Origin of the sequence: Hanamia caeni, assembly GCF_003721595.1 — a bacterium.
Taxonomy (GTDB): domain Bacteria; phylum Bacteroidota; class Bacteroidia; order Chitinophagales; family Chitinophagaceae; genus Ginsengibacter; species Ginsengibacter caeni.
The window spans coordinates 85,243-106,333 of record NZ_RJJR01000015.1; the positions used below are offsets into that span (position 1 = coordinate 85,243).

General features: G+C 38.9%; 17 protein-coding genes. 9 read left to right on the forward strand and 8 right to left on the reverse strand.

Going from position 1 to position 21,091, the window contains the following annotated elements:
* The first annotated feature begins 149 nt into the window (after nt 1–149).
* Together pta and EFY79_RS17120 are read left to right on the forward strand one after the other, a co-directional pair.
* Nucleotides 150–2,249, forward strand: coding sequence for a phosphate acetyltransferase (gene pta / locus EFY79_RS17115; protein ID WP_123121966.1), 2,100 nt, complete (start codon nt 150–152; stop codon nt 2,247–2,249).
* Between the two features lie 18 nt (nt 2,250–2,267).
* Nucleotides 2,268–3,476 (forward strand): acetate/propionate family kinase, encoded by a 1,209-nt coding sequence (locus EFY79_RS17120; protein WP_123121967.1) that lies wholly within the window; start codon nt 2,268–2,270, stop codon nt 3,474–3,476.
* 104 nt (nt 3,477–3,580) lie between these two features.
* Here the strand turns inward: EFY79_RS17120 and EFY79_RS17125 are convergent, their stop codons facing one another.
* The 5 genes from EFY79_RS17125 to EFY79_RS17145 all read right to left on the reverse strand — a co-directional run bounded on the left by EFY79_RS17125 (nt 3,581) and on the right by EFY79_RS17145 (nt 8,148).
* Complete coding sequence (locus EFY79_RS17125; RefSeq protein WP_123121968.1) at nt 3,581–3,964, reverse strand: DUF3037 domain-containing protein; 384 nt, start codon at nt 3,962–3,964, stop codon at nt 3,581–3,583.
* Nucleotides 3,942–4,739 carry a HipA family kinase gene (locus EFY79_RS17130; protein WP_123121969.1) on the reverse strand — a complete coding sequence of 266 codons (798 nt, stop codon included), beginning with the start codon at nt 4,737–4,739 and terminating at the stop codon, nt 3,942–3,944. The genes EFY79_RS17125 and EFY79_RS17130 overlap by 23 nt, the downstream gene beginning before the upstream one ends.
* Before the next feature lie 324 nt (nt 4,740–5,063).
* Entirely contained in the window at nt 5,064–5,945 is an 882-nt protein-coding gene (locus tag EFY79_RS17135) for a hypothetical protein (RefSeq protein WP_123121970.1), read from the reverse strand.
* Between the two features lie 79 nt (nt 5,946–6,024).
* On the reverse strand, nt 6,025–6,729 hold the full coding sequence (locus tag EFY79_RS17140) for a YggS family pyridoxal phosphate-dependent enzyme (RefSeq protein WP_123121971.1): 705 nt from the start codon (nt 6,727–6,729) through the stop codon (nt 6,025–6,027).
* A gap of 264 nt (nt 6,730–6,993) precedes the next feature.
* Nucleotides 6,994–8,148 (reverse strand): acyl-CoA dehydrogenase, encoded by a 1,155-nt coding sequence (locus tag EFY79_RS17145; RefSeq protein WP_123121972.1) that lies wholly within the window; start codon nt 8,146–8,148, stop codon nt 6,994–6,996.
* 239 nt (nt 8,149–8,387) lie between these two features.
* On the opposite strand from EFY79_RS17145, the gene argH reads away from it, so the two are divergent.
* The 5 genes from argH to EFY79_RS17170 all read left to right on the forward strand — a co-directional run bounded on the left by argH (nt 8,388) and on the right by EFY79_RS17170 (nt 15,066).
* A complete protein-coding gene (gene argH, locus EFY79_RS17150) occupies nt 8,388–9,719 on the forward strand; it encodes an argininosuccinate lyase (protein ID WP_123121973.1) in 1,332 nt (443 codons plus the stop codon).
* A 62-nt stretch (nt 9,720–9,781) separates the two neighbouring features.
* Nucleotides 9,782–10,948: a 1-deoxy-D-xylulose-5-phosphate reductoisomerase gene (locus EFY79_RS17155; RefSeq protein ID WP_123122016.1), complete on the forward strand. Its 1,167-nt coding sequence runs from the start codon at nt 9,782–9,784 to the stop codon at nt 10,946–10,948.
* A gap of 76 nt (nt 10,949–11,024) precedes the next feature.
* Nucleotides 11,025–12,491, forward strand: coding sequence for a site-2 protease family protein (locus EFY79_RS17160; protein ID WP_123121974.1), 1,467 nt, complete (start codon nt 11,025–11,027; stop codon nt 12,489–12,491).
* Between the two features lie 209 nt (nt 12,492–12,700).
* Nucleotides 12,701–13,834: an endonuclease/exonuclease/phosphatase family protein gene (locus tag EFY79_RS17165; protein WP_123121975.1), complete on the forward strand. Its 1,134-nt coding sequence runs from the start codon at nt 12,701–12,703 to the stop codon at nt 13,832–13,834.
* 113 nt (nt 13,835–13,947) lie between these two features.
* A complete protein-coding gene (locus EFY79_RS17170; RefSeq protein ID WP_123121976.1) occupies nt 13,948–15,066 on the forward strand; it encodes an endonuclease/exonuclease/phosphatase family protein in 1,119 nt (372 codons plus the stop codon).
* Between the two features lie 6 nt (nt 15,067–15,072).
* Here the strand turns inward: EFY79_RS17170 and EFY79_RS17175 are convergent, their stop codons facing one another.
* Nucleotides 15,073–15,360 (reverse strand): HPF/RaiA family ribosome-associated protein, encoded by a 288-nt coding sequence (locus tag EFY79_RS17175; RefSeq protein ID WP_123121977.1) that lies wholly within the window; start codon nt 15,358–15,360, stop codon nt 15,073–15,075.
* Nucleotides 15,361–15,539: 179 nt separating this feature from the next.
* Here EFY79_RS17175 and EFY79_RS17180 point away from each other — a divergent pair, with 179 nt between their 5' ends.
* Nucleotides 15,540–16,196, forward strand: coding sequence for a toxin-antitoxin system YwqK family antitoxin (locus tag EFY79_RS17180; protein ID WP_123121978.1), 657 nt, complete (start codon nt 15,540–15,542; stop codon nt 16,194–16,196).
* Here the strand turns inward: EFY79_RS17180 and holA are convergent.
* Nucleotides 16,193–17,209: a DNA polymerase III subunit delta gene (holA, locus tag EFY79_RS17185; RefSeq protein WP_123121979.1), complete on the reverse strand. Its 1,017-nt coding sequence runs from the start codon at nt 17,207–17,209 to the stop codon at nt 16,193–16,195. The two genes, EFY79_RS17180 and holA, sit on opposite strands and share 4 nt — an antisense overlap.
* 140 nt (nt 17,210–17,349) lie before the next feature.
* On the opposite strand from holA, the gene EFY79_RS17190 reads away from it, so the two are divergent.
* Nucleotides 17,350–18,342: a coiled-coil domain-containing protein gene (locus tag EFY79_RS17190; RefSeq protein WP_123121980.1), complete on the forward strand. Its 993-nt coding sequence runs from the start codon at nt 17,350–17,352 to the stop codon at nt 18,340–18,342.
* A gap of 279 nt (nt 18,343–18,621) precedes the next feature.
* Here the strand turns inward: EFY79_RS17190 and EFY79_RS17195 are convergent, their stop codons facing one another.
* Entirely contained in the window at nt 18,622–21,081 is a 2,460-nt protein-coding gene (locus tag EFY79_RS17195) for a TonB-dependent receptor domain-containing protein (protein WP_123121981.1), read from the reverse strand.
* Nucleotides 21,082–21,091: the final 10 nt, after the last annotated feature.

Here is a 21,091-nt window from a genome sequence, read left to right on the forward strand (position 1 = left end):
TACCGGCAACATTGAATTGTAACAGAATGTATGGTGGGAATGAAATAAAAAATTATATTATTTGCCTGTTTACTGCAAATAGGTTGTGCGTGCTTTTCACTGATAGAAATGACCGACTTTTGCAAACTTAAATGATAAACATCAAGTGAATGTCTAAAGCGATTTATATTGCTTCCTCGGAATCGAATAGCGGAAAGTCAATAGTTACCCTCGGATTAATGAATATATTATTGGGAACCATCAGGAAGATTGCCTATTTCAAACCAGTAATCAGGGATAGCCCTGACAACAGGAAAGACATCAATATCGAAACGATGATTGATCATTTTGAGCTTGATACTCTTTATGAAGATTGCTATTCATTTACCTATTCCGAGCTGCTGCGGCTTCGCGGTGAAGGCAATCATTCGTTTGTAATAGATTCCATAATTAATAAATACAAAAGGCTTGAAGACACTCATGATTTTGTGTTGGTGGATGGAATGGATTTTGAAGGCGAAGGCGCTTCGTTTGAATTTTCGTCCAATGTAGATATTGCCAAAAACCTGTCAATCCCACTTATCCTTGTGGCAAAGGGAAGCGGTTATACTCCGGCTGAGATAACAAGGAATGTACTTTCCACCATGCAAATTTTAAGAGAAAGGGAAGTGCCTTTGCTGGCGGTGATTGCCAATAAATTGGATCCTTCAAAAATTGAAGAATTACAAAATTTATTTGCGCACAGCTTGTCTAAAAGAGTCCTCACTTCCATCATCCCTTATTCGCAGCAATTAAGCAGCCCCACGATGAAAGAAATTGCTGAAGGCGTTAATGGAAAAGTTTTATTCGGGCAAAGCTATTTATCTAATCCTGTCGATCATTTTATTGTTGGCGCAATGCAATTGCAAAATTGCCTTACACACCTTGATGAAAATACGTTGATTGTTACCCCCGGAGATCGTGGGGATATTATTCTTGCGATGATACAGGCTAATCTCTCTAAAAATTATCCCAAGGTGGCGGGTCTTGTTTTTTCAGGAGGATTAACGCCCGACGAACCAATCATCAAATTGCTGGAAGGCCTGGAAACACTGGTGCCGATGGTGCAGGTGGAAACGGGAACTTTTGAAACGGTAAATAAAGTAGCCTCAGTTAAATCAAGAATTTACCCGGAAAATAAATTGAAAATTGATTTCGCTATCGCCGCGTTTGAAAAAAATACGGACACTGTTGCGCTTGTAGATAAGATTGCTACTTCGCAATCAAAAGGCATTACGCCGCGCATGTTTCAATATCAACTGGTAAAACGCGCCAGGCTTGCAAAAAAACATATTGTGCTTCCTGAAGGCAGTGATCCGCGCATATTAGAAGCCGCCGGCAAGTTGTTGAAACAGGAAGTGGTGAGGCTTACAATCCTTGGTAAGAAAGATGAAATAGAAGCTTCACTTCTGAAGTTAAATATTGAACTGGATGAGAAGAATGTCAACATTATCAATCCTGTGGATTCGCCTCTTTTGCCCGCGTATATATCCACATTATATGAATTAAGAAAATCGAAAAATGTGAACATGGATATGGCTACGGATTTTATGAAAGATGGCGCTTATTTCGGAACAATGATGGTATATAAAGGTGATGCGGATGGAATGGTTTCCGGTGCCATAAATACAACACAACATACGATTCGCCCGGCATTGCAATTCATAAAAACAAGACCCGGCGTTTCCACAGTGTCTTCTGTTTTCTTTATGTGTCTTGAAGATCGCGTAATTGTTTTTGGAGATTGTGCGGTGATTCCCAAGCCCACTTCAGACCAGTTGGCCGACATCGCCATTTCTTCGGCAGAAAGCAGCATTATGTTTGGCATTGAACCAAGGATTGCCATGCTGTCTTATTCATCCGGCGCTTCGGGCACAGGCGAAGAAGTGGAAAAAGTAAGGCGTGCGACCGAGCTTGTAAAACAACGCAGACCTGATTTACCGGTAGAAGGGCCCATTCAATACGATGCCGCCGTTGATCCTATAGTGGGCAAACAAAAATTGCCGAATTCTAAAGTGGCCGGGCAGGCAACGGTTCTTATTTTCCCTGATTTGAACACCGGCAACAATACTTACAAAGCCGTTCAGCGCGAAACCGGTGCAGTGGCCATCGGGCCTATGTTACAGGGATTAAACAAACCGGTAAACGACCTGAGCAGGGGATGCACCGTGGATGATATTTTTAATACGGTTGTTATTACAGCGATACAAGCGCAGCAAACCAAAATCTAAACAAGCCGAATTATTATCATGAACATTTTTGTTATCAACTCAGGAAGCAGTTCTATAAAATACCAGCTTATCGAAATGCCTTCGGAAAAGGTAGTGTGCAGCGGCATTGTAGAAAGGATAGGAAAGGAAGGCGCTGCCATTACGCATAAAGTATTCAGGGGCGAAAAGGAAAAAGACAAAAAGCTTGTAATGCAAATATCAGATCATGAGGAGGGCTTAAAAGAAGTGGTTGACCTGTTAACCGATGATCAAATTGGTGTGATAAAAGATCCTTCAGAAATCAATGTAGTTGGGCATCGTGTGGTGCATGGGGGAGAAAGCTTTGCTGCCACTACTTTTATTACAAATGAAGTAAAAGAAGAAATCAAAAAATTATTTCCGCTGGCATCACTTCATAATCCTCCTAATTATCTGGGAATAGAAGTGGCCGAAAAATTATTTCCAACTGCTGCGCAAATTGCAGTCTTTGATACAGCCTTCCATCAAACGCTGCCGCCGGAGGCTTATCGTTACGCTATTCCTTCAAAATTTTATAAAGAAGACAGAATCCGCGTATATGGCTTTCATGGCACCAGCCATAAATATGTAAGTGAAAAAGCCATTGAATATCTTCAAAAAGAAAATTCAAAAATTATCACCATTCATCTGGGAAATGGTTGCAGCATGACGGCTGTGAAAGACGGAAAATCGGTTGATACCAGTATGGGTTTTGGCCCGATGAACGGTTTGATAATGGGAACACGCGCCGGCGATATTGATCAATCTGTAATTTTTTATCTTGTTAATCAATTAGGATATGAGGCGGAAGATGTGAAAAATATGCTCAACTATAATAGCGGAATGATTGGGCTGACGGGCATGAACGATATGCGCGATATCATCGCAAAAATTGAAAGCAGCGATAAAGAGGCAATATTGGCTTATAACATGTATGCCTATAGAATCCGGAAATATATTGGAGCTTACACAGCGGTGCTGAATGGTTTGGATGCGATTGTGTATACCGGTGGGGTAGGAGAAAATGATAGCAGGATGCGCGAGCTTTCTGCGTCTGATCTTGAATATCTCGGCATCCATCTGGATCCGTATAAAAACAATCTGCGTTCAAAAGCAATTCGTGAAATCAATACCGAAAGATCGCCGGTAAAAATTTTGGTGATCCCGACTAATGAAGAATTAGAAATTGCATCGCAGTGTTTTAGTTTGATGGAGAAAGGGAAAAGCTGAAAGGCAGAAGGCAAAAGGCGTAAGGCGTAAGGCAAAAGGCAAGAGGCAGGGTGCTTTTCCAGTAAACGAAGAAATAGTTCAAATTTTTATTTTAGTCCGCAGGATTATAAAACCAACTGTTCAAACAATTTATTCAAAGTTTTTTCTGCATCGTCGCAAAATCCGGGATGGACTTTTGAAGTTTGAATAATAGTGCTTCTTGTTGCCGTAAGCCAGCGAAATCTTTCGGCAATCGGAAGCTTTGCGATTGGTCCGGAACCCGCATCTCCATTACTTATCAGCTCAAAAGTTTTTAAATATTCTTCCAAAATATTGATGTCGATCTGGTCACAAAAATGAGCGATTCTTTTTTTGTTGAGGTGATATTTTGCTCTCAGAAATTTTTGTTTGGGGCAATACAAAATGACGCCCACATTCAGGAATTCTTCACGCTCAACACGTGGCACAATTCTTATAACCGCATATTCAAATAATAGATTCTCTTGCATGCTTTGCTTCGTTTACAAAAGTTTCTGAATGTGCGATCCTGATTGATAAAAAATCAATATAGGCCTGGCGGTGTTTTTCTATCGATTCAAAAGTTGTTTCATCTTTTAACCATTCCTCCGGAATTGCAGCAACAATATTTTCAATAATCTCTTTTGAAAGAGCTCTTTTAAATTCACTATTGACCAAATCCAGCTCAGAAGCCTGTGGCAGCAACACATGATCTTTCACCAGCACAAAAGGTTTTTCCGCCTGTGCTTTCCAATTGTTCCAGGAATGATGAAAATAAAGCGAAGCGCCAAAATCTATCAGCCACAATTCTTTATACCAGATAAGCATGTTGGTGTTTTTCGGCGTGCGGTCCACGTTGGTAAGAAGGCAATCAATCCATACAATTTGAGAAGCCAGTTTGGGATCAATTGTTGAAACTGCCGGATCGTAAGTGATGGAACCTGACAAATAATGAAGCCCCAAATTAAGTCCTATACTTGCTTTCAGCAAATCCTGGATTTCTTCATCGGGCTCTGTGCGCCCAAATGCCGGATCTAAACTGGCAAAAACAATTTCCGGAACTTTCAATCCTAACGCCCGCGCTATTTCGGCGCCAATGAATTCGGCAACCAATGCTTTTTTCCCTTGCCCTGCGCCACTGAACTTTATCACATACAGAAACTCATCATCGGCTTCTGCAATTGCAGGCAGGGAGCCGCCTTCGCGCAACGGCGTTATGTACCGTATTACGTTCACGGTTCTTATCTCAGGAATATATTGTTCCATATAATGAGTGCACAATTTACATTAAGACAGTAAACAAAGAAAAAAGGAAATATTTTATTCCGGCTTTTCCTGATTTCATTTGATTCGGACCAGCAAAAAGTTTCAGTGAATTTAATTCCAGGAATCTTTAGCCGTTCTACAGCAATCAAATAAACTGCGAATCAGTATAAGAAGTAGAAAACAAAAATATTAAATATTTGCTGTTTCACTGTGGCTATAGTTCATTGTGAATGCAGGTTGCAAACAATTTAAGGGTTGTTAGAAAAAATTTTCTAATTTTTAAATAGAATCCCGGAAAAACAAGATTTGTTGTTTGAAAACCTCTTAATTCTTCAACACAAAATTAAAAAGTATCGTTCCGCTTTCAATATCATTTTGAGCTGCTGGAAATTTTAATTGCCTGGCTTTTTCGATAGCTATACTTCGTAACTGGGAATTGGAAGTGGTAGTTCCTTTCGCAACAACCGCGCCGGTAACGGTTCCTGCGGCATTTACTTTTATATCCACATACACTTTTGCGTTCTCATTAAAATCGCCCTGCATGTTCGGGAAATGAATCGGACGTCTTCCTGACAAGCCACGAACCACGCTGAACCCGCTTTTTCCGCCGGGAGAATTTCCATAAGCATCAGGGCTTCCGTCAGGACTTCCTGCGTCGCCGTTGCCAGGTTTATACCCCTGGTTTCTATAACCGTTATCTTCTGTCGCGCCGTTGCCACCTGTTCCTGTTCCTCCTTTGTATAAAGGAATTTTTGGTTTTGGCGGAGCGGGATTTGGATTTACTACCGGTGACGGATGAATATTTTTTGACGCTTTGGTGGAGCTTTCTTTATTTTCAATTTTTGCTGTTTCATTTTTCTTTTCAGTTTTCACAACGGGCGCAGCCTCTTTATCATCACTTTCATCAGCCGGGATATTTTGCGAAGGCTCTTCATTCACTTTTCTTGCTGATTGATGAGAGGCTACACTTTGATTATCCGGCGCACGGTCGCCTTTTACCAGGGGCTGCACATCGCCCATGCCTTCCACTTCATTGCCAAGATTTACATCAATGAGATCCATAACAACCGGGGTAGGCGGAACCTGCATTTGCCACGTATAAAAAATGGCGAATATTAAAAATATGCCGCAAACAATCGCGGTGTACATTAATGCTTTCCGGTTTTTTTCGCCTTCAAAAGAATGATTAATAAATGCTGAATCCAAGGCTTTAATTTTTTATCAGTTCAAATTTAATGAATGCATAAAAATATACATGACTGAAAATGTTAAAAGAAAAAGTAAATTATGACTTAGTATAATTTCTCTCTCCAAACAGCAAGCTTCCGATTCTTACCATGTTGCTTCCTTCTTCAATCGCGATTTTATAATCGGCGCTCATGCCCATACTTAAAATGCTGAAGGCCGAAGGCTGAAAGCTTAAAGCCGATGAAAACTTGTCAAATAAAAATTTCATTGAGTGGAATTCGTGTCTTACTATTTTTTCATCATCTGTAAATGAAGCCATTCCCATCAAGCCTTTTATAGAAATATTTTTAAATGATTTTTCTTCATTCGTGTTGTTTGCGAGATTGAGTGCCTGGATTATCTGCTCCAATTCGTTTTCATCTAATCCAAATTTAGTCTCTTCTTTAGCAATATGAACCTGCAATAAGCAATCAATGATTCTTTCATTTTTTTTGGCTTCTTTGTTAATTTCTTTCAGCAGCTTTTCACTATCAACGCTATGAATTAGATGAACAAACGGCGCGATTAATTTTACTTTATTGCTTTGTAAATGACCGATAAAATGCCAGTGAATATCTTTCGGAAGCTGATGATATTTTTCTGCCAATTCCTGAACATAATTTTCGCCAAAATCTTTTTGTCCGAGGTTATATAATTCTAAAATTTCAGCAACTGATTTGGTTTTTGAAACAGCAACAAGCGTTACATTTTTTTCTTTTAGTTCGTTTGAAATTTGGTGGTATAATTCTGAATGTACAGGCAAGTTTATTATTTGATTATTGAATTATTTGATTATTAAATTATTAAGGCGCCGCCGATTCTTGCATTCATTAGCACATCAGCTAATCAGCTAATTTTCTCATTTTCCCATTTTCAAATTTTCACATTCACTTGAGTTTATTATTTGATTATTGAATTATTTGATTATTAAATTATTAAGGCGCCGCCGATTCTTGCATTCATTAGCACATCAGCTAATCAGCAAATCAGCTAATTTTCTCATTTTCAAATTTTCAAATTTTCACATTCACTTGAGTATCCCCCTGCTGATCACAATTCTTTGCATTTCGCTTGTGCCTTCATAAATCTGTGTAATCTTGGCATCGCGCATCATTCTTTCTACATGATATTCTTTTACATAACCATAGCCACCGTGGATTTGTACCGCTTCTGTGGTAACCCACATGGCAGTTTCACTCGCATATACTTTTGCCATCGCTGCGCTTTCAGTATAATCCTGGCCATTATCTTTTTGCCATGCAGCCTTTAAACAAAGTAATCTTGCGGCGTTAATTCTTGTTGCCATATCGGCAATTTTAAATTGAATAATCTGGTGGTTTTTTATTTCTGTACCAAAAGCTTTTCTTTCTTTTGAATAGGCAATTGCTCTTTCCATTGCGCCGGAAGCCAGTCCAAGCGCCTGTGACGCAATTCCGATACGGCCACCGGAAAGTGTTTGCATTGCGAATTTAAAGCCAAACCCATCCGCGCCAATCCTGTTTTCCTTTGGCACTTTTACATCGGTGAACGAAATGCTGTGTGTATCACTTCCGCGTATGCCCAGCTTATTTTCTTTGGCGCCCACTTTTACGCCCGGCCACGCTTTTTCTACAATAAATGTGTTGATTCCATGGCTTCCTTTTTCAGGATGAGTTTGCGCCATCACTAAATAAACTGAAGCCGTATTTCCATTGGTTATCCAGTTTTTTACTCCATTAATTACATAATGATCTCCTTTATCTTCCGCAGTAGTTCTTTGGGAAGTGGCGTCGCTGCCGGCTTCGGGCTCGCTTAATAAAAAAGCGCCGATGTATAATTCGCCATCTTTTTTCCCCTGCGCAAGTGGCACGAGGTACTTTTTCTTTTGTTCTTCGTTGCCAAAAGCTTCCAGGCCATAGCAAACCAAACTGTTGTTAACGCTCATACAAACGCTGGTGCTGGCATCTATCTTACTGATTTCTTCCATTGCCAAAACATAGCTGATCATATCAAGTCCTGCGCCTCCGTCGTTTTCAGGCACCATCATTCCTAAAAAACCGAGATCCGCAAGCTTCATCACCTGGTCGTAAGGAAATTTTTGATGCTCATCCCGTTCGATAACTCCAGGCAAACATTCATTAACTGCAAAATCACGCGCAGCCTGTTGAATCATTACATGCTCTTCCGATAACGAAAAATCCATAGCTTATTTTTGAGAGTACAAAAGTACATGGAATTAAATAAGGAAAAGATCATACACCAGGCAATGAAATTTTAATACTGGGTTGCGTATCATACAATTTTGGATTCAGAATAAAAAAGAGGCTTATTTATTTGTTTACTACATTAGCGCAGCATGAAAAAGCAGGAATAAGATAAAATTGAAAAAGGAATTATTATTGCAAAAACGGGCGGTTAATCATTAAACAATTATTAAATAAAATGAAACTCTGGCAAAAAAATACGGATTCGCTAAAGGAAGTCGAAACATTTACGGTGGGAAAAGACCGCGAGCTGGATTTATTTTTAGCACCGTATGATGTTTTAGGCTCTTTGGCACATATTAAAATGTTGGAAAAGGTTGGCTTGCTAAGCACCGAAGAATTGACTGAACTTGAAATTGGTTTGAAAAATATTTATGCCGATATTCTTGCAGAAAAATTTTCATTAGACGAAGATGTAGAAGATATTCATTCACAAATTGAATTTCTTTTAACGAAAAAATTAGGAGATGCCGGTAAGAAAATACATGCAGCCCGCTCAAGAAATGACCAGGTGATTTTGGATCTGAAACTTTTTTTCAGAAATGAAATTGAAAACCTCGTTCATGAGGTAAATGCTTTTTTTGAACTGCTTTTGCAGCAAAGTGAGAAATATAAAAATTATTTATTTCCCGGCTATACGCATTTGCAATTGGCTATGCCTAATTCATTTGGTTTGTGGTTTGGCGCCTATGCCGAAAGCCTCGTTGACGATATAATTACCATGCATGCTTCCTGGCAGATAGTGAATAAAAACCCGCTGGGATCGGCTGCGGGGTTTGGTTCTTCATTTCCTATTGATAGAAAATACACTACTGAATTATTAGGATTTGACGAGTTAAATTATAACGTGGTGTATGCCCAGATGAGCCGTGGAAAAACCGAGAGAGTGATTGCCCAGGCGCTATCAAATATAGCTTCCACATTGGCACGCATGAGCATGGATGCCTGTCTGTACCTCAATCAGAATTTCGGATTTATTTCTTTCCCCGATGAACTTACAACCGGCAGCAGTATTATGCCGCATAAAAAAAATCCCGATGTTTTTGAATTGATACGCGGGCATTGTAATCGCATACAAGCTCTTCCCAATGAAATTTTGATGATGATGACGAACCTGCCGTCCGGGTATCACCGCGATTTGCAATTATTAAAAGAACATCTTTTTCCGGCCATTCAAAATCTTAGATCCTGTATTAATATGGCGTCGCTCATGTTTCAACATATCGAAGTGAAAGAAAATATTCTCGAAGATGAAAAATACAAATACCTTTTTACGGTAGAAGAAATGAACAAGCTGGTTTTGCAGGGAATTCCCCTGCGGGACGCTTATAAAAAGATAGGTGCAGATGTAGAAGCGGGAAGTTTTACAACTGATCGCAAAATAGCCCACACTCATGAAGGATCCATCGGGAATCTTCAAAATGAAAAAATCCGGAGCATGATGCAAAATGTAATCAGCCGTTTTACATTTAAGGAAGTGAATGATGCTTTACAAAAATTAATACAGTAAATTGCCGCCACTAAAATGGGGGTATTTTGGGTTCCCCTTTCTTATATATTAAAGAAGATGAAATGTCAGAAGCGATAAAGAAAAGGATTGCTGTTTTTGGCTCCACTGGTTCCATTGGCACCCAGGCGTTGGAAGTGATTGAAGCGCATCCTGATTTATTCGAAGTTGAAATATTGACCGCTCAAACCAACGATAAGCTACTAATAGAGCAGGCGTTGAAATTCAATCCGAATGCCGTAGTGATTGCGGATGAATCACGGTATGAAAAAGTAAAACTTGCGCTGGAATCAACGGATGTAAAAGTGTTTGGTGGCGAAAATGCTTTAGACGAGGTAGCTGATTTTGATACTTACGATATGATGCTGGCCGCAATTGTAGGATTTGCGGGATTGAAACCAACATTAAGAGCGATAGAAAATGGAAAAGCAATCGCGCTGGCCAATAAAGAAACACTGGTGGTGGCTGGTGATTTGGTAATGCAATTGGCGGTGGAAAAAAGAGTTCCGATAATACCGGTGGACAGTGAGCACTCAGCGATTTTTCAATGTCTTGTTGGCGAAACGAGAAACCGGATTGAAAAAATTATTTTAACCGCAAGTGGTGGCCCATTCCTTGGGAAAAAGCCCAATTTTCTGGTAAATGTAAAAAGAGACCATGCGCTGCAACATCCTAACTGGAAGATGGGGGCCAAAATTACCATAGACTCTGCAACGCTGATGAACAAAGGGCTTGAAATGATTGAAGCTAAATGGCTTTTCAATCTTACGCCCGAACAAATTGAAGTCGTAATCCATCCGCAAAGTATTATTCATAGTATGGTGCAGTTTGAGGATGGAAGCATCAAAGCGCAAATGGGGCTGCCTGATATGAAATTGCCAATACAATATGCGCTTGCCTTTCCTCAAAGGGTTGCCAATAATAATCCCCGGCCTAATTTTAAAAAAATCCCCATCCTGTCTTTTGAGCCGCCGGATGTAAAAACCTTCCGCAATCTCAGCCTCGCAGAAATGGCGCTTGAAAAGGGCGGCAATTTTCCCTGTATTTTAAACGCAGCCAATGAGATAGCTGTGTGGGCGTTTCTGAACAACCGCATTGGTTTTTTAGATATTACCGCCGTCATAGAAAAAACACTTCAGAAAATAAATTATATAGAAAAGCCAAATCTTACGGATTATTTTGAAAGCGATGGCGAGGCGCGTAATTTTGCAGCTTCTTTAATAAGAATGTGAGCAAAAGGCTAAAAGCCAAAAGCTAAAGGCTAAAAAACAAAATCAAACATCATATATCATACATCGTTCATAAAGCATGACATTATTAGCAATTAACTGGCCGGCTGTGGGTTTGCAAGCTGGCTATCTTATTTTCTCCCTTTCTATACTGGTAATCGTTCATGAATTTGGACATTTTATTACAGCCAAATGGTTTAAATGCCGCGTTGAAAAATTCTATTTATTTTTTGATCCGTGGTTTTCCATTTTCAAAAAAAAGATAGGAGCTACAGAATATGGCATAGGCTGGCTTCCTCTGGGCGGGTATGTAAAAATTTCGGGAATGGTGGATGAAAGTATGGATAAAGAACAAATGAAACAGCCGCCACAGCCGTGGGAATTCAGGAGCAAACCTGCCTGGCAGCGTTTGATTATTCTTTTGGCAGGCGTTACCATGAATGTGTTGCTGGCTTTTTTTATTTATGCAATGATCCTTTTTACCTGGGGCGAAACTAAACTTCCGCTAAATAGTTTGCAAAACGGCATTGTGGTTTCAGACAGCCTTATGAGAAATATTGGCTTGCAGACAGGAGATAAAATTGAAAAAGTAAACGGTGAACCTGTTCAATATTTTGATGATCTTCCGGGAAAAATTTTATTAGGAAAACAAATCACTTTAGAAAGAGACGGACAACAAAAAACCATTAACGTTCCTGTTAATCTGATTGAGCAATTGGTTGAGAGGAAAGGTAAGACCACATCCCTGGGAATAGAGCCGAGAATGCCAGTGATCATCGGCGGCTTTCCGGGAAGTGAAGACGCTGCCACAGGCGCATCAGGTAAAGCTGCTTATTCTACGATAAGGGATGCGAAGCTAGATGAAACCGGGAGTAAAATGCCCTCAAAAAATGGCAACCAGCAACGCCTGGAAGTGGGCGATAGAATCGTCGGCGTAGATTCTTCGGCTGTCAGCTATTTCGATCAGATGTCGCCCTTGCTTCAACAGAAAAAAGGCGACAGCGTTACTTTAAAAATCATTCGCAGCGGAGCACCGATCGATGTAAGGGTTTTTGTGGATACTGCCGGCACAATTGGGTTCTACAATATCAATTATGTGCAGGCTGACAGCCTGGGCATCTTAAAAATTGAAAATAAAAAGTATGGATTTCTTGCCTCCTTTCCTGCGGGTGTAAGGGAAACCGGCAAGCAATTGAATTTTTACATTCAGCAAATTAAGTTGATTTTAAATCCTGAAACCGGTGCCTATAAAGGGTTAGGAGGCTTTAAAGCTATGGCTTCCATTTTCCCTGACACCGGTTGGAACTGGCAGGCCTTCTGGCGAATCACTGCCTTCTTTTCTATTATTCTCGCCTTCATGAATTTATTGCCCATACCGGCGCTGGATGGCGGCCATGTGGTGTTTACCATAGTTGAAATGATTACGGGAAGGAAGCCAAGCGATAAATTTTTGGAATATGCGCAGATAGCGGGGATGGTAATCTTGTTTGCTTTGCTTATTTATGCAAATGGCAATGATTGGTTTGGGTGGGGCAGAGGCCACTAAGGTAATTGTGTTGCGTTTGTGATTGCTGGTTTTGCTTTGCAGTGAGGCAATAAATAATTTAAATTTTATCTTGATTAGAAAGCAAGAAAAGTAGCATGGTATGGCCCGCAATTGACCACAAACAGTGAAACATTAAATAAGGTGATTTTTTATTTCAAAAATTTTGCTGAAGCGGGCTTCAATTTCAGCGTTGTAATACATTTAAAACTATGTCTTATTACAAGCGGCCGGTTTACCAGAAAATACTAATCGTTTTTAGCTTCTGCATCATCATTCCTTATTTGCTGGCGTGCCTCGTGCCTTTTGTTAATACCGCCGATAACTGGTTTGTTGCCTTACCGGGACTTATATTTCCAATCCTGTTTTTTGTTTTGCTTCTCTTGATTCTGATGTGGGCTGTCTTAAAATCCCGGATGGTTTGGATTTGCCTGATAACCCTTTTGCTTGGCATCCAGCAAATAACTGCAGTTTTCTCTTTTCATTTTCCTCAAAAATTTTTGTATCAAAAAAATCCCAATACTTTACGCGTGCTTCAATGGAATGTGATGGCATGGGACCAGGGAAATGAACAACAAAATATTGAGCAGGGCGGCCATGCCCTGCGCCCTTTGATGATGGAGGAAGTGAAAGATCAAAAAGCTGATGTGCTTTGTTTTGAGGAATTTTTTGAGTCAAAAGATTCTTCGGTTTTTGGTTCCAACATCGGCATGATTGAACAAATGGGATTTCCGTTTTATTATTTTCCCGATAGAAATGAAGACACAGGAGCGCCCTCCGGCCTGGCTATTTTTTCAAAATATCCAATCATTGACACGGCTGCTTTCAGCTTAAACCTGAACAGAAAAGGGGCACAATTAATTTATGTCGATATTAAAGTGCAAGGAAAAACTTTCAGGGTTTTTACTATGCATTTGATACCGATACAATTTGCAAATTGGCAAAACCGGAGGGAAATGAACCAGGAAATATATGGCGAGGCGCGCAGCGGTAGCTACCAAAATATTTTAAAAAAGTTGATCCGAGGTTATGAAATCAGGTATTACCAATCTGATTTGGCTGGAAGAAAAATTGGTGAAAGTCCATATCCTGCAATTGTTTGCGGCGATTTTAATGATGTTCCTAATTCAAGCACTTATTTTAATATTAAAGGAAATCTGCAGGATCCGTTTCTTAAAAAGGGAAGTGGGCGAGGGCGAACCACGCGCACATCATTTGGCCTTATATCACCCACATTGCGGATTGATTATATTTTGGCTTCGCGAAATTTCAAAGTGCAGCAATTTGAAATTCCGCATGTTCCCTATTCCGACCATTTTCCGGTGATAACTGATTTGCAATATTAGTTACAGACGATTATTACCGTTATAATAATTCTAAAAATTCTTGTTTAATAATTTATTTTGTATTAGCTTCTTATCTTTCGTTTTTATCAGAAATATTTCGTGCAAAATTGGCTATGAAAGATAAGGCCCGATCTCTATTTAAAGGTATTTTTCTGCTCATCAACTTTGGAATCATTTTTCTTTATCTTTTAGTTTGCCTTGTTCCCTATATTGATACAGGAAAATATTGGTTTGCAGCTTTCCCAGGTTTGATATTTCCTCTTCTTTTTTTCGCGCTGCTGTGTTTTTTTATCGTATGGATCGTTTTAAAATCCCGGTGGGCGTGGCTTTCCTTAATTGTAATGCTGGTTGGGTATCAACAGGTAACCGCGGTTTTTTCATTCAGGACGCCAGGGAAATTTAGTTTAGAAAAAAATCCAAATACATTAAGAATTTTTCATTGGAATGTGGAGGGCTGGGATGATTATTTTGCAGACAGAAAGTATGACGATGAAGGATATAAGCCGCAGATGATGGACTTGATAAGCGAACAAAATGCCGATATCCTTTGCTTTGAAGAATATGCTGACAAAAAAAACCTGCACAATAAAACATCGGTAGCGTCCACTATTCAGCGAATGGGATATCCCTATTATTTTTTCGCAGAAACGGATTCAAACCACAGGTACAATTCTAAAGGCGTCGTTATTTTTTCAAAATATCCTGTAATTGATTCGGGCATGTTTCATTATGGAATGAATTCCAATGCAGAGCATTTAATTTATGTGGATATTAGAAAAGGTGAACAAATTTTTCGGGTGTTTACTACTCATTTGCAGTCTGTAAGGTTTGAACATTCAGATTACAGGAGCCTTACGCGCCTCAAGCATGCCAAAGATCCGGGGTTTCACGATTCACGAAATATCCTTTCAAAACTAAAATCAGGGTATAAATACAGATATGACCAGGCGCGGCTTGTAAGGGAGCAGATAGACGCCAGCCCTTACCCTGTCATCATCACAGGAGATTTCAATGATGTGCCTAATTCTAATACTTATTTTACCATCAGGGGCGATTTAAAAGATACCTTCCTTGAAAAGGGCAGCTTTATCGGGCGCACTTTCAGGTACATTTCGCCTACGTTAAGAATTGATTATATCCTTGCTGATAAGAGATTCCAGGTAAGCCAATTCAGGGTAATTCATGTTCCCTATTCAGATCATTATCCTGTTGAAACTGATTTGAAATTCTAAAAAAAATTAAGCTTTTACTTTTTTTCTGTTTAATATTTTTTGAAGCACATCCACACAAGTATGAACTGCCTCCTCAAAGGTGGATGCATTTTTTGTAACGAAGTCGTCGTTGCCCGGAACAATCAACCTGATACCACAAACTTTATTTTCAACGCTATCATTGTTTAATGAAAGCGTAACATCTGCCCGTATAATTTTTTCATCAAACTGGGATAGCTTACTTACTTTTTCATTTACAAAATCTTTTAATTCCTGTTTGGCAGTGAACTTTAAGGTTTGAAGATTGATTTGCATGTTTTTCTTTTTATGGTTCCAATAAAGATAAAAAACTATTCTTCATAAAAAATTTATAAGATCAGAATCAGCTATTCTTAAAGTTAAAATTTATGGATAAAAATTTTTTCGGCAGTTGAAATGTTCTTCTTTTGGTAAATTTGAAGAGACATTTTATTGATATTAAAACAATCCTCCTCATGAAAAGATTCGCTTTTCCCTTAATCTCATTTCTTCTTATTAGTTGCTTTGCTGATGCTCAGTATAAGAGTTATAAAATTTCCGTAAAAGGAGATACGATAAATGCTATTGATCACAATGGCTTAAAGCAGGGCAAGTGGGTAATACACGTGGATCCATTACGTGGCGAGCCCGGTTATGAAGAAGAAGGCATTTTTGAAAACGACAAGCGTGAGGGCACGTGGCGGAAATACACATTAGAAGGTGATTTTATCGCTTTTGAAAATTATAAGCATGGCGATAAGGATGGCAAATGGCAGTTTTTTACACGGTTTGGCGATTTGCTAAGAGAAGAAAACTGGCGGGCCTATAATCCTGACCAGCCGTACGATACAATACCGGTTTATGGAACAGGCAACAATGAAATTATAAGCTATAAAGTAGTGAAAGCAGAACCCTACAGTGTAAAAGATGGCACCTGGAATTATTATGAAAACGGCAGGATAGTTAAAAGCGAAGAGTACGACAGAGGCCATTTGTTGCAGCCTGCCAAAACCGAACCTGTTGCCACTGAAGAACCAATGAAAAAAATTGTTCCAAAAGAAGTTCAGGAATATCGGGAGAAAAACAGCAAGAAAAAAACCATCAAAGTGATTGATGGAAGTACCAGCTATTAAATTTTTCTTGCTCTGAGGTTCATGATTTTATAAGATAATTCTTTTAAAAGCGCTCCTGTACTAATTCCTGAAGTGCCAATTCCAAGACTTTTCAAATTGGCATCGTGCAGCAATAAGATAACCTGTTCTATTTCCGCAAAAGAATAATTCTTCAAAGTGTGCATTACATGCTCAGTCACCGAAGGGTTATAATTAAAAACCGGCTTTATGGCGCGTTCACTTTTATCCGACATTTGGTACACAGCAAGAATCCTGGAAAAATGAGAATACAACGATGGCAATATTAATTGAATTGGAACTGCCTTTGGATTTGCATCAAAATATTGAATAATCCGGATTGCCTTCGGCTGATCTTTTTTGCTCAATGCATTTTGTAATTCAAAAATATTATACTCCTTACTGATGCCTATAAATTTTTCTATATCATCTTCTGTGATATTTTTAGAAGCTCCCAGGTTCAATGAAAGCTTTTCAATTTCATTTACAATACGCGAAAGATCGTTCCCGATGTGATCCACCAATAAGGCCAGGGCTTTGGGTTTGATAGAAAAACCATTATCCTTCAGGTAGTCATTTATCCAGCCGGGTAATTGATTCTCATATAATTTCTTAGAGAGAAAAACTTCTCCCTTTTTTTTAATAAGCTTCGAAAATTTCTGTCTTCCATCAAGAGTTTTTCCTTTGTAAGAAACCACTAATATTGTGGAAGCCAAAGGATTTTCAACGTAGCCTTCGAGCTTTTCAACATCCCTCATCACCTGCGCTTCTTTAAGCAATACCACCTGCCGCTCAGCAAACATAGGATAGCGGCGGCATGCATTAATTACATCGGCCCAATTGGCATCCTTTCCATAAAAAATAGTTTGGTTAAACTCTGCTTCGTTTCCAGTCAGTATTTTTTTTTCTGCATATTCCATTACCTGGTCAATGAAATAATCTTCATCGCCTTCAAGCCAGTAAACGGGTTTAAATTCATTATTTTTCCAGTTAGAAATGATAGAGGCAGCGGTCATGTTTCAAAGATAAAAATTTTCAGATTACATTAGGAAGAAAAGAAATAGCTTTGGCTTATCCTTCTGAGTGTCAATTTCATTTGGCATGATTTTGGAAAAATTAAACGTATTATAACTTTTAAAAATAAAAAACTTACATCATGAGTTACGAAAACTTCCCTGATTCTGAAAATCCCAGGGAACCAGAAGTAGTTAAAAAAAATAATAGTGGACGTAATGTTTTAACTGCCATACTGGTAATTGCCCTGCTTGCGACGTGGGGATATATCATTTTTGATAAAAATAAAACCCGCCAGGAAAAGCAAGATCTAACTACGCAGATTGTAAACAGTGACTCAGCTAAAAATGAGCTGCAACGCGAACTGGATGATGCTGCTTTGCGCCTTGATGCCCTTAAGACAAGCAACGTAAAAGCGGATAGTCTTTTGAAAACGAAAGATAAAGACATTGATGATTTAAGAAAAAGAGTACAAAGCATTATCAATGATAAGAATGCATCAAAAGCACAGCTTGCTGAAGCACAAAGGTTGATTGCCCAGTTAAAAGGAAATATCGAAATGTACACTGCTCAAATCGACTCGCTGCAAAATGCAAATGCCCAGCTTACAGAAACAAACCGGGTAGTAACTCAGCAAAGAGATATTGTTCAGAAAAGCTACGACTCCGCCAATACAGTTATCCAACATAAAGATACATTGTTAGATATCGGGTCTACATTAGTGGCTTCTAATTTTTCAATTGAGGGGATAAAAGAAAAGAGCAGCGGCAAAGAAAAGGTTACCTCCACCGCAAAGCGTGTCGATAAATTAAGAATTTCATTTTTGCTCAACGCAAACAGGATTACTGCTTCAGGTCCAAAGGATATTTATGTATGTATTACTGCGCCTGATGGCAAACCGGTACAGGTAGATGCTTTGGGTTCAGGGGATTTTACAACGCGTGAAGGAGTTCAAAAACCATTCACCAAAAAAATACAGGTGAACTATGTGCAGGGACAAAAGCAGCCGGTAAAAGTGGAATGGTCACAAAACAGCCATTTTCAAACCGGTGATTACAAAATTTCCATTTATAATAATGGCTTTGAAATCGGGCAGGGAACAGTTAGCCTGAAAAAAGGCGGCTTGTTTTCATAACTGAAGTAAAGATTTTGAAAAGAGGCTTTTCGGTTAATCCGAAAAGCCTCTTTGTATTTGTACGAAATAAAAAAAAGAATATTTATTGCTTCACTATCAATTGTTTCGCATCCAATGTAAATCCTTCGTGAGAAGCTCCCGGATATCTCACCAGTGACAGACATTATTAATAATCAAACCTTCCAGATTGAGAAATTGCAAATGTTATAAACATGTTTATTGAAAAGCGACCGGCAGTAAAAAACTGCCGGTCGCTTTATTATTTTAACGATACTTCTTCTAATTAGAAGAACTCTTCACCCTGTTCTGCTCATCCGAAGCGCCACCGGTTCTTCTGTGTGGCTGATTTTTTATGGGGTTGCCAAACCGGTAAGAAAAGGTAAGTGAAAAAGTTCTGCTGTCCCAAACATTTTTAATCCGCGCATCTATGTCCTGGTAATTAATATACCCCTGAAAATATTGCGAATTAAAAATATCACGTACGCTGAATTTTAAACTTCCTTTTTTCTTAAGAATTAATTTTTGAACGCCTGCATCAAGCCTCCACATTGGATACATAACGATTTGCCCTTCGATGGCTTTCGACCTGTAAAAGCCACTTAACTCAGCGCTCCAATCTTCGCTAATCTTAAACTGGTTATTCATATTTGCCATAAATGTTGTTGCTTCAATATTCAGATTACCACCATCAATTACTCCGCTGAATGCGTTATAGTTTACATTGGAAAATAAATTAGTTGACCAAAATGAAGTAACCGGAAAATTAGCGCTTACGGCAATTCCATAATTTGTTTTGGATGCGAGGTTTTCTTTGGTTTGAAAAGTTTTTCTTTCGCTTGTTATTTGCTTGAGCACATCTGAAAAAGCATTGTGCGTTTTTGTGTAATTTAAAGTGGTGGTCAAAAAGCCTTTGTAAGTATGCGATAATTCAATATTATCCGAAAACTGAGGTTGCAATAATGTGTTGCCTACCTGGTAAGTATATTCGTCCAGGAAGTAATAGAACGGATTTAAATCTCCATAGTCCGGCCTGTCTATTCTTCTTCCATAGTTGGCAGAAAAAGTATTTTTATCATTTAATTGATAACTCACATACACGGTCGGAAACAGGTTCACATAATTTTTTGTGAAAGCAGAATCGGGATGTGAAGCGTTGCCCAATTGATGGCCGTAAGCATTTGTGTTTTCAGCACGCAGGCCCGCTTGCAAACCCCATTTTTTTATTTGCCGGTTATAGTTTACATAAGCTGCATTGATATTTTCTTTATAAATAAAATGGTTGGTTTTTCCTTCGTCTATCACAGTCTCATCCTGCGTTTGATTGCGATACACTGCATCATTATCGGTGGTTACATAGCTGCTTTTTATCCCGGTTTCGATTTTTGCATTTTTCTTTAACGGAAATGTAAAATCCGTTTTAGCAGAATAAATTTTTATTTTGGATGGCAAGGTTCCCAACAAAGATGAAGGGTCTTTCCTGACCGTCAAATCAGGATTATAATAGTTGTTTGCGAGCAAAGAACTGGATTTCATGTTGTAATCTATATAATCCAGGTCGACGGTAAATTCTTTTCCGGCAGAATCAAATTTGTGATACAGGTTCAGATTCGTTGAAAAGTTTTTTGAATTTCCATCGTTGGTATAATCTGCTATCACAACGGAATCAATTTTATTTTTTCCATCGTTTAAGTTAGTGCGGTTTCTATTAAAGCTTTCAAATGGATTGATATATCCTGAAAATACAGCGCCTACTGTGGTGTTCTTACTCGCATAAAAATCGAAGCCGGCTTTAATATTGTGATTTTGCGACCTGTTACTGCGAACTATTTTCTGGTCAAAAATCGCTTCGGTTACCTTGGTGTTTGTATCTCTAAACTTCCTGTTGATCGTTTGATTAGTATGCCCACGCCATAAAGAATAGCTGTAATTCCCAAACAGGTTTATTTTGCCCGTGCGGTAGTTCAGGTTTAAACTTTGGTTGGTTTTTGTGTAATAGGATTGAAGAACAGAAGAAGATACACTTCCGTTGAATCCTTTCATTTTATTCTTTTTCGTCTTGATATTAATAATGCCAGAATTACCGGCTGCATCATATTTAGCAGATGGGTTTGTCATTATTTCAATCTGGTCAAGCGCTGAAGAAGGCATATTTTTCAACAAGTTGGCTAATTGATCGCCGCTGAGGTAGGAAGGTTTTCCATCGAGCATAATAGTTACGCCTGCTTTGCCTTTCAAGCTAATGTTACCATCTTTATCAACGGATACGCCTGGCGATTTTTCCAGCATTTCCAGGGCAGAAGTTCCGGCGTTGGAGATTGATGCGTCCACATTTACAATGGTCCGGTCTATTTTTCTTTCGATAAATGGCTTTTTGGCTGTGACGGTAATCCCTTTTAATGTTTTGATTTCATTATTTAATTTCAAAACGCCAGCATTGATGTTCTTATCTGCCACAATTATTGTTGAACTATAAGTTGCCAGGTGGCCTATGGAGGTAGCCAATAAATAATATTTACCTGCCGCAACGTGTTGAAAATCAAAATTTCCTTCCTTGTCGGCGATGCTAATCTTCATTAATGAAGAGTCAGATGCTTTATATAATGACACGGTTGCCGCATCAATAATTTTCTGGCCGCCACCATCGGTAATCCTTCCAGATATAGAGCCGTCCGGTGTTTGAGCTTTTGAAGCCATTGATATTATCATCAAAAAACCCAGAAATAAAAATGCTTTTTTCATAAAAAAAAAT

Bases quoted from the DNA above. Each gene is read 5' to 3' on its own strand.
- pta (WP_123121966.1), top strand. From the start codon at position 150: ATGTCTAAAGCGATTTATATTGCTTCCTCGGAATCGAATAGCGGAAAG.
- EFY79_RS17120 (WP_123121967.1), top strand. From the start codon at position 2,268: ATGAACATTTTTGTTATCAACTCAGGAAGCAGTTCTATAAAATACCAG.
- EFY79_RS17125 (WP_123121968.1), bottom strand. From the start codon at position 3,964: ATGCAAGAGAATCTATTATTTGAATATGCGGTTATAAGAATTGTGCCA.
- EFY79_RS17130 (WP_123121969.1), bottom strand. From the start codon at position 4,739: ATGGAACAATATATTCCTGAGATAAGAACCGTGAACGTAATACGGTAC.
- EFY79_RS17145 (WP_123121972.1), bottom strand. From the start codon at position 8,148: ATGGATTTTTCGTTATCGGAAGAGCATGTAATGATTCAACAGGCTGCG.
- argH (WP_123121973.1), top strand. From the start codon at position 8,388: ATGAAACTCTGGCAAAAAAATACGGATTCGCTAAAGGAAGTCGAAACA.
- EFY79_RS17155 (WP_123122016.1), top strand. From the start codon at position 9,782: ATGTCAGAAGCGATAAAGAAAAGGATTGCTGTTTTTGGCTCCACTGGT.
- EFY79_RS17160 (WP_123121974.1), top strand. From the start codon at position 11,025: ATGACATTATTAGCAATTAACTGGCCGGCTGTGGGTTTGCAAGCTGGC.
- EFY79_RS17165 (WP_123121975.1), top strand. From the start codon at position 12,701: ATGTCTTATTACAAGCGGCCGGTTTACCAGAAAATACTAATCGTTTTT.
- EFY79_RS17170 (WP_123121976.1), top strand. From the start codon at position 13,948: ATGAAAGATAAGGCCCGATCTCTATTTAAAGGTATTTTTCTGCTCATC.
- EFY79_RS17175 (WP_123121977.1), bottom strand. From the start codon at position 15,360: ATGCAAATCAATCTTCAAACCTTAAAGTTCACTGCCAAACAGGAATTA.
- EFY79_RS17180 (WP_123121978.1), top strand. From the start codon at position 15,540: ATGAAAAGATTCGCTTTTCCCTTAATCTCATTTCTTCTTATTAGTTGC.
- holA (WP_123121979.1), bottom strand. From the start codon at position 17,209: ATGACCGCTGCCTCTATCATTTCTAACTGGAAAAATAATGAATTTAAA.
- EFY79_RS17190 (WP_123121980.1), top strand. From the start codon at position 17,350: ATGAGTTACGAAAACTTCCCTGATTCTGAAAATCCCAGGGAACCAGAA.
- EFY79_RS17195 (WP_123121981.1), bottom strand. From the start codon at position 21,081: ATGAAAAAAGCATTTTTATTTCTGGGTTTTTTGATGATAATATCAATG.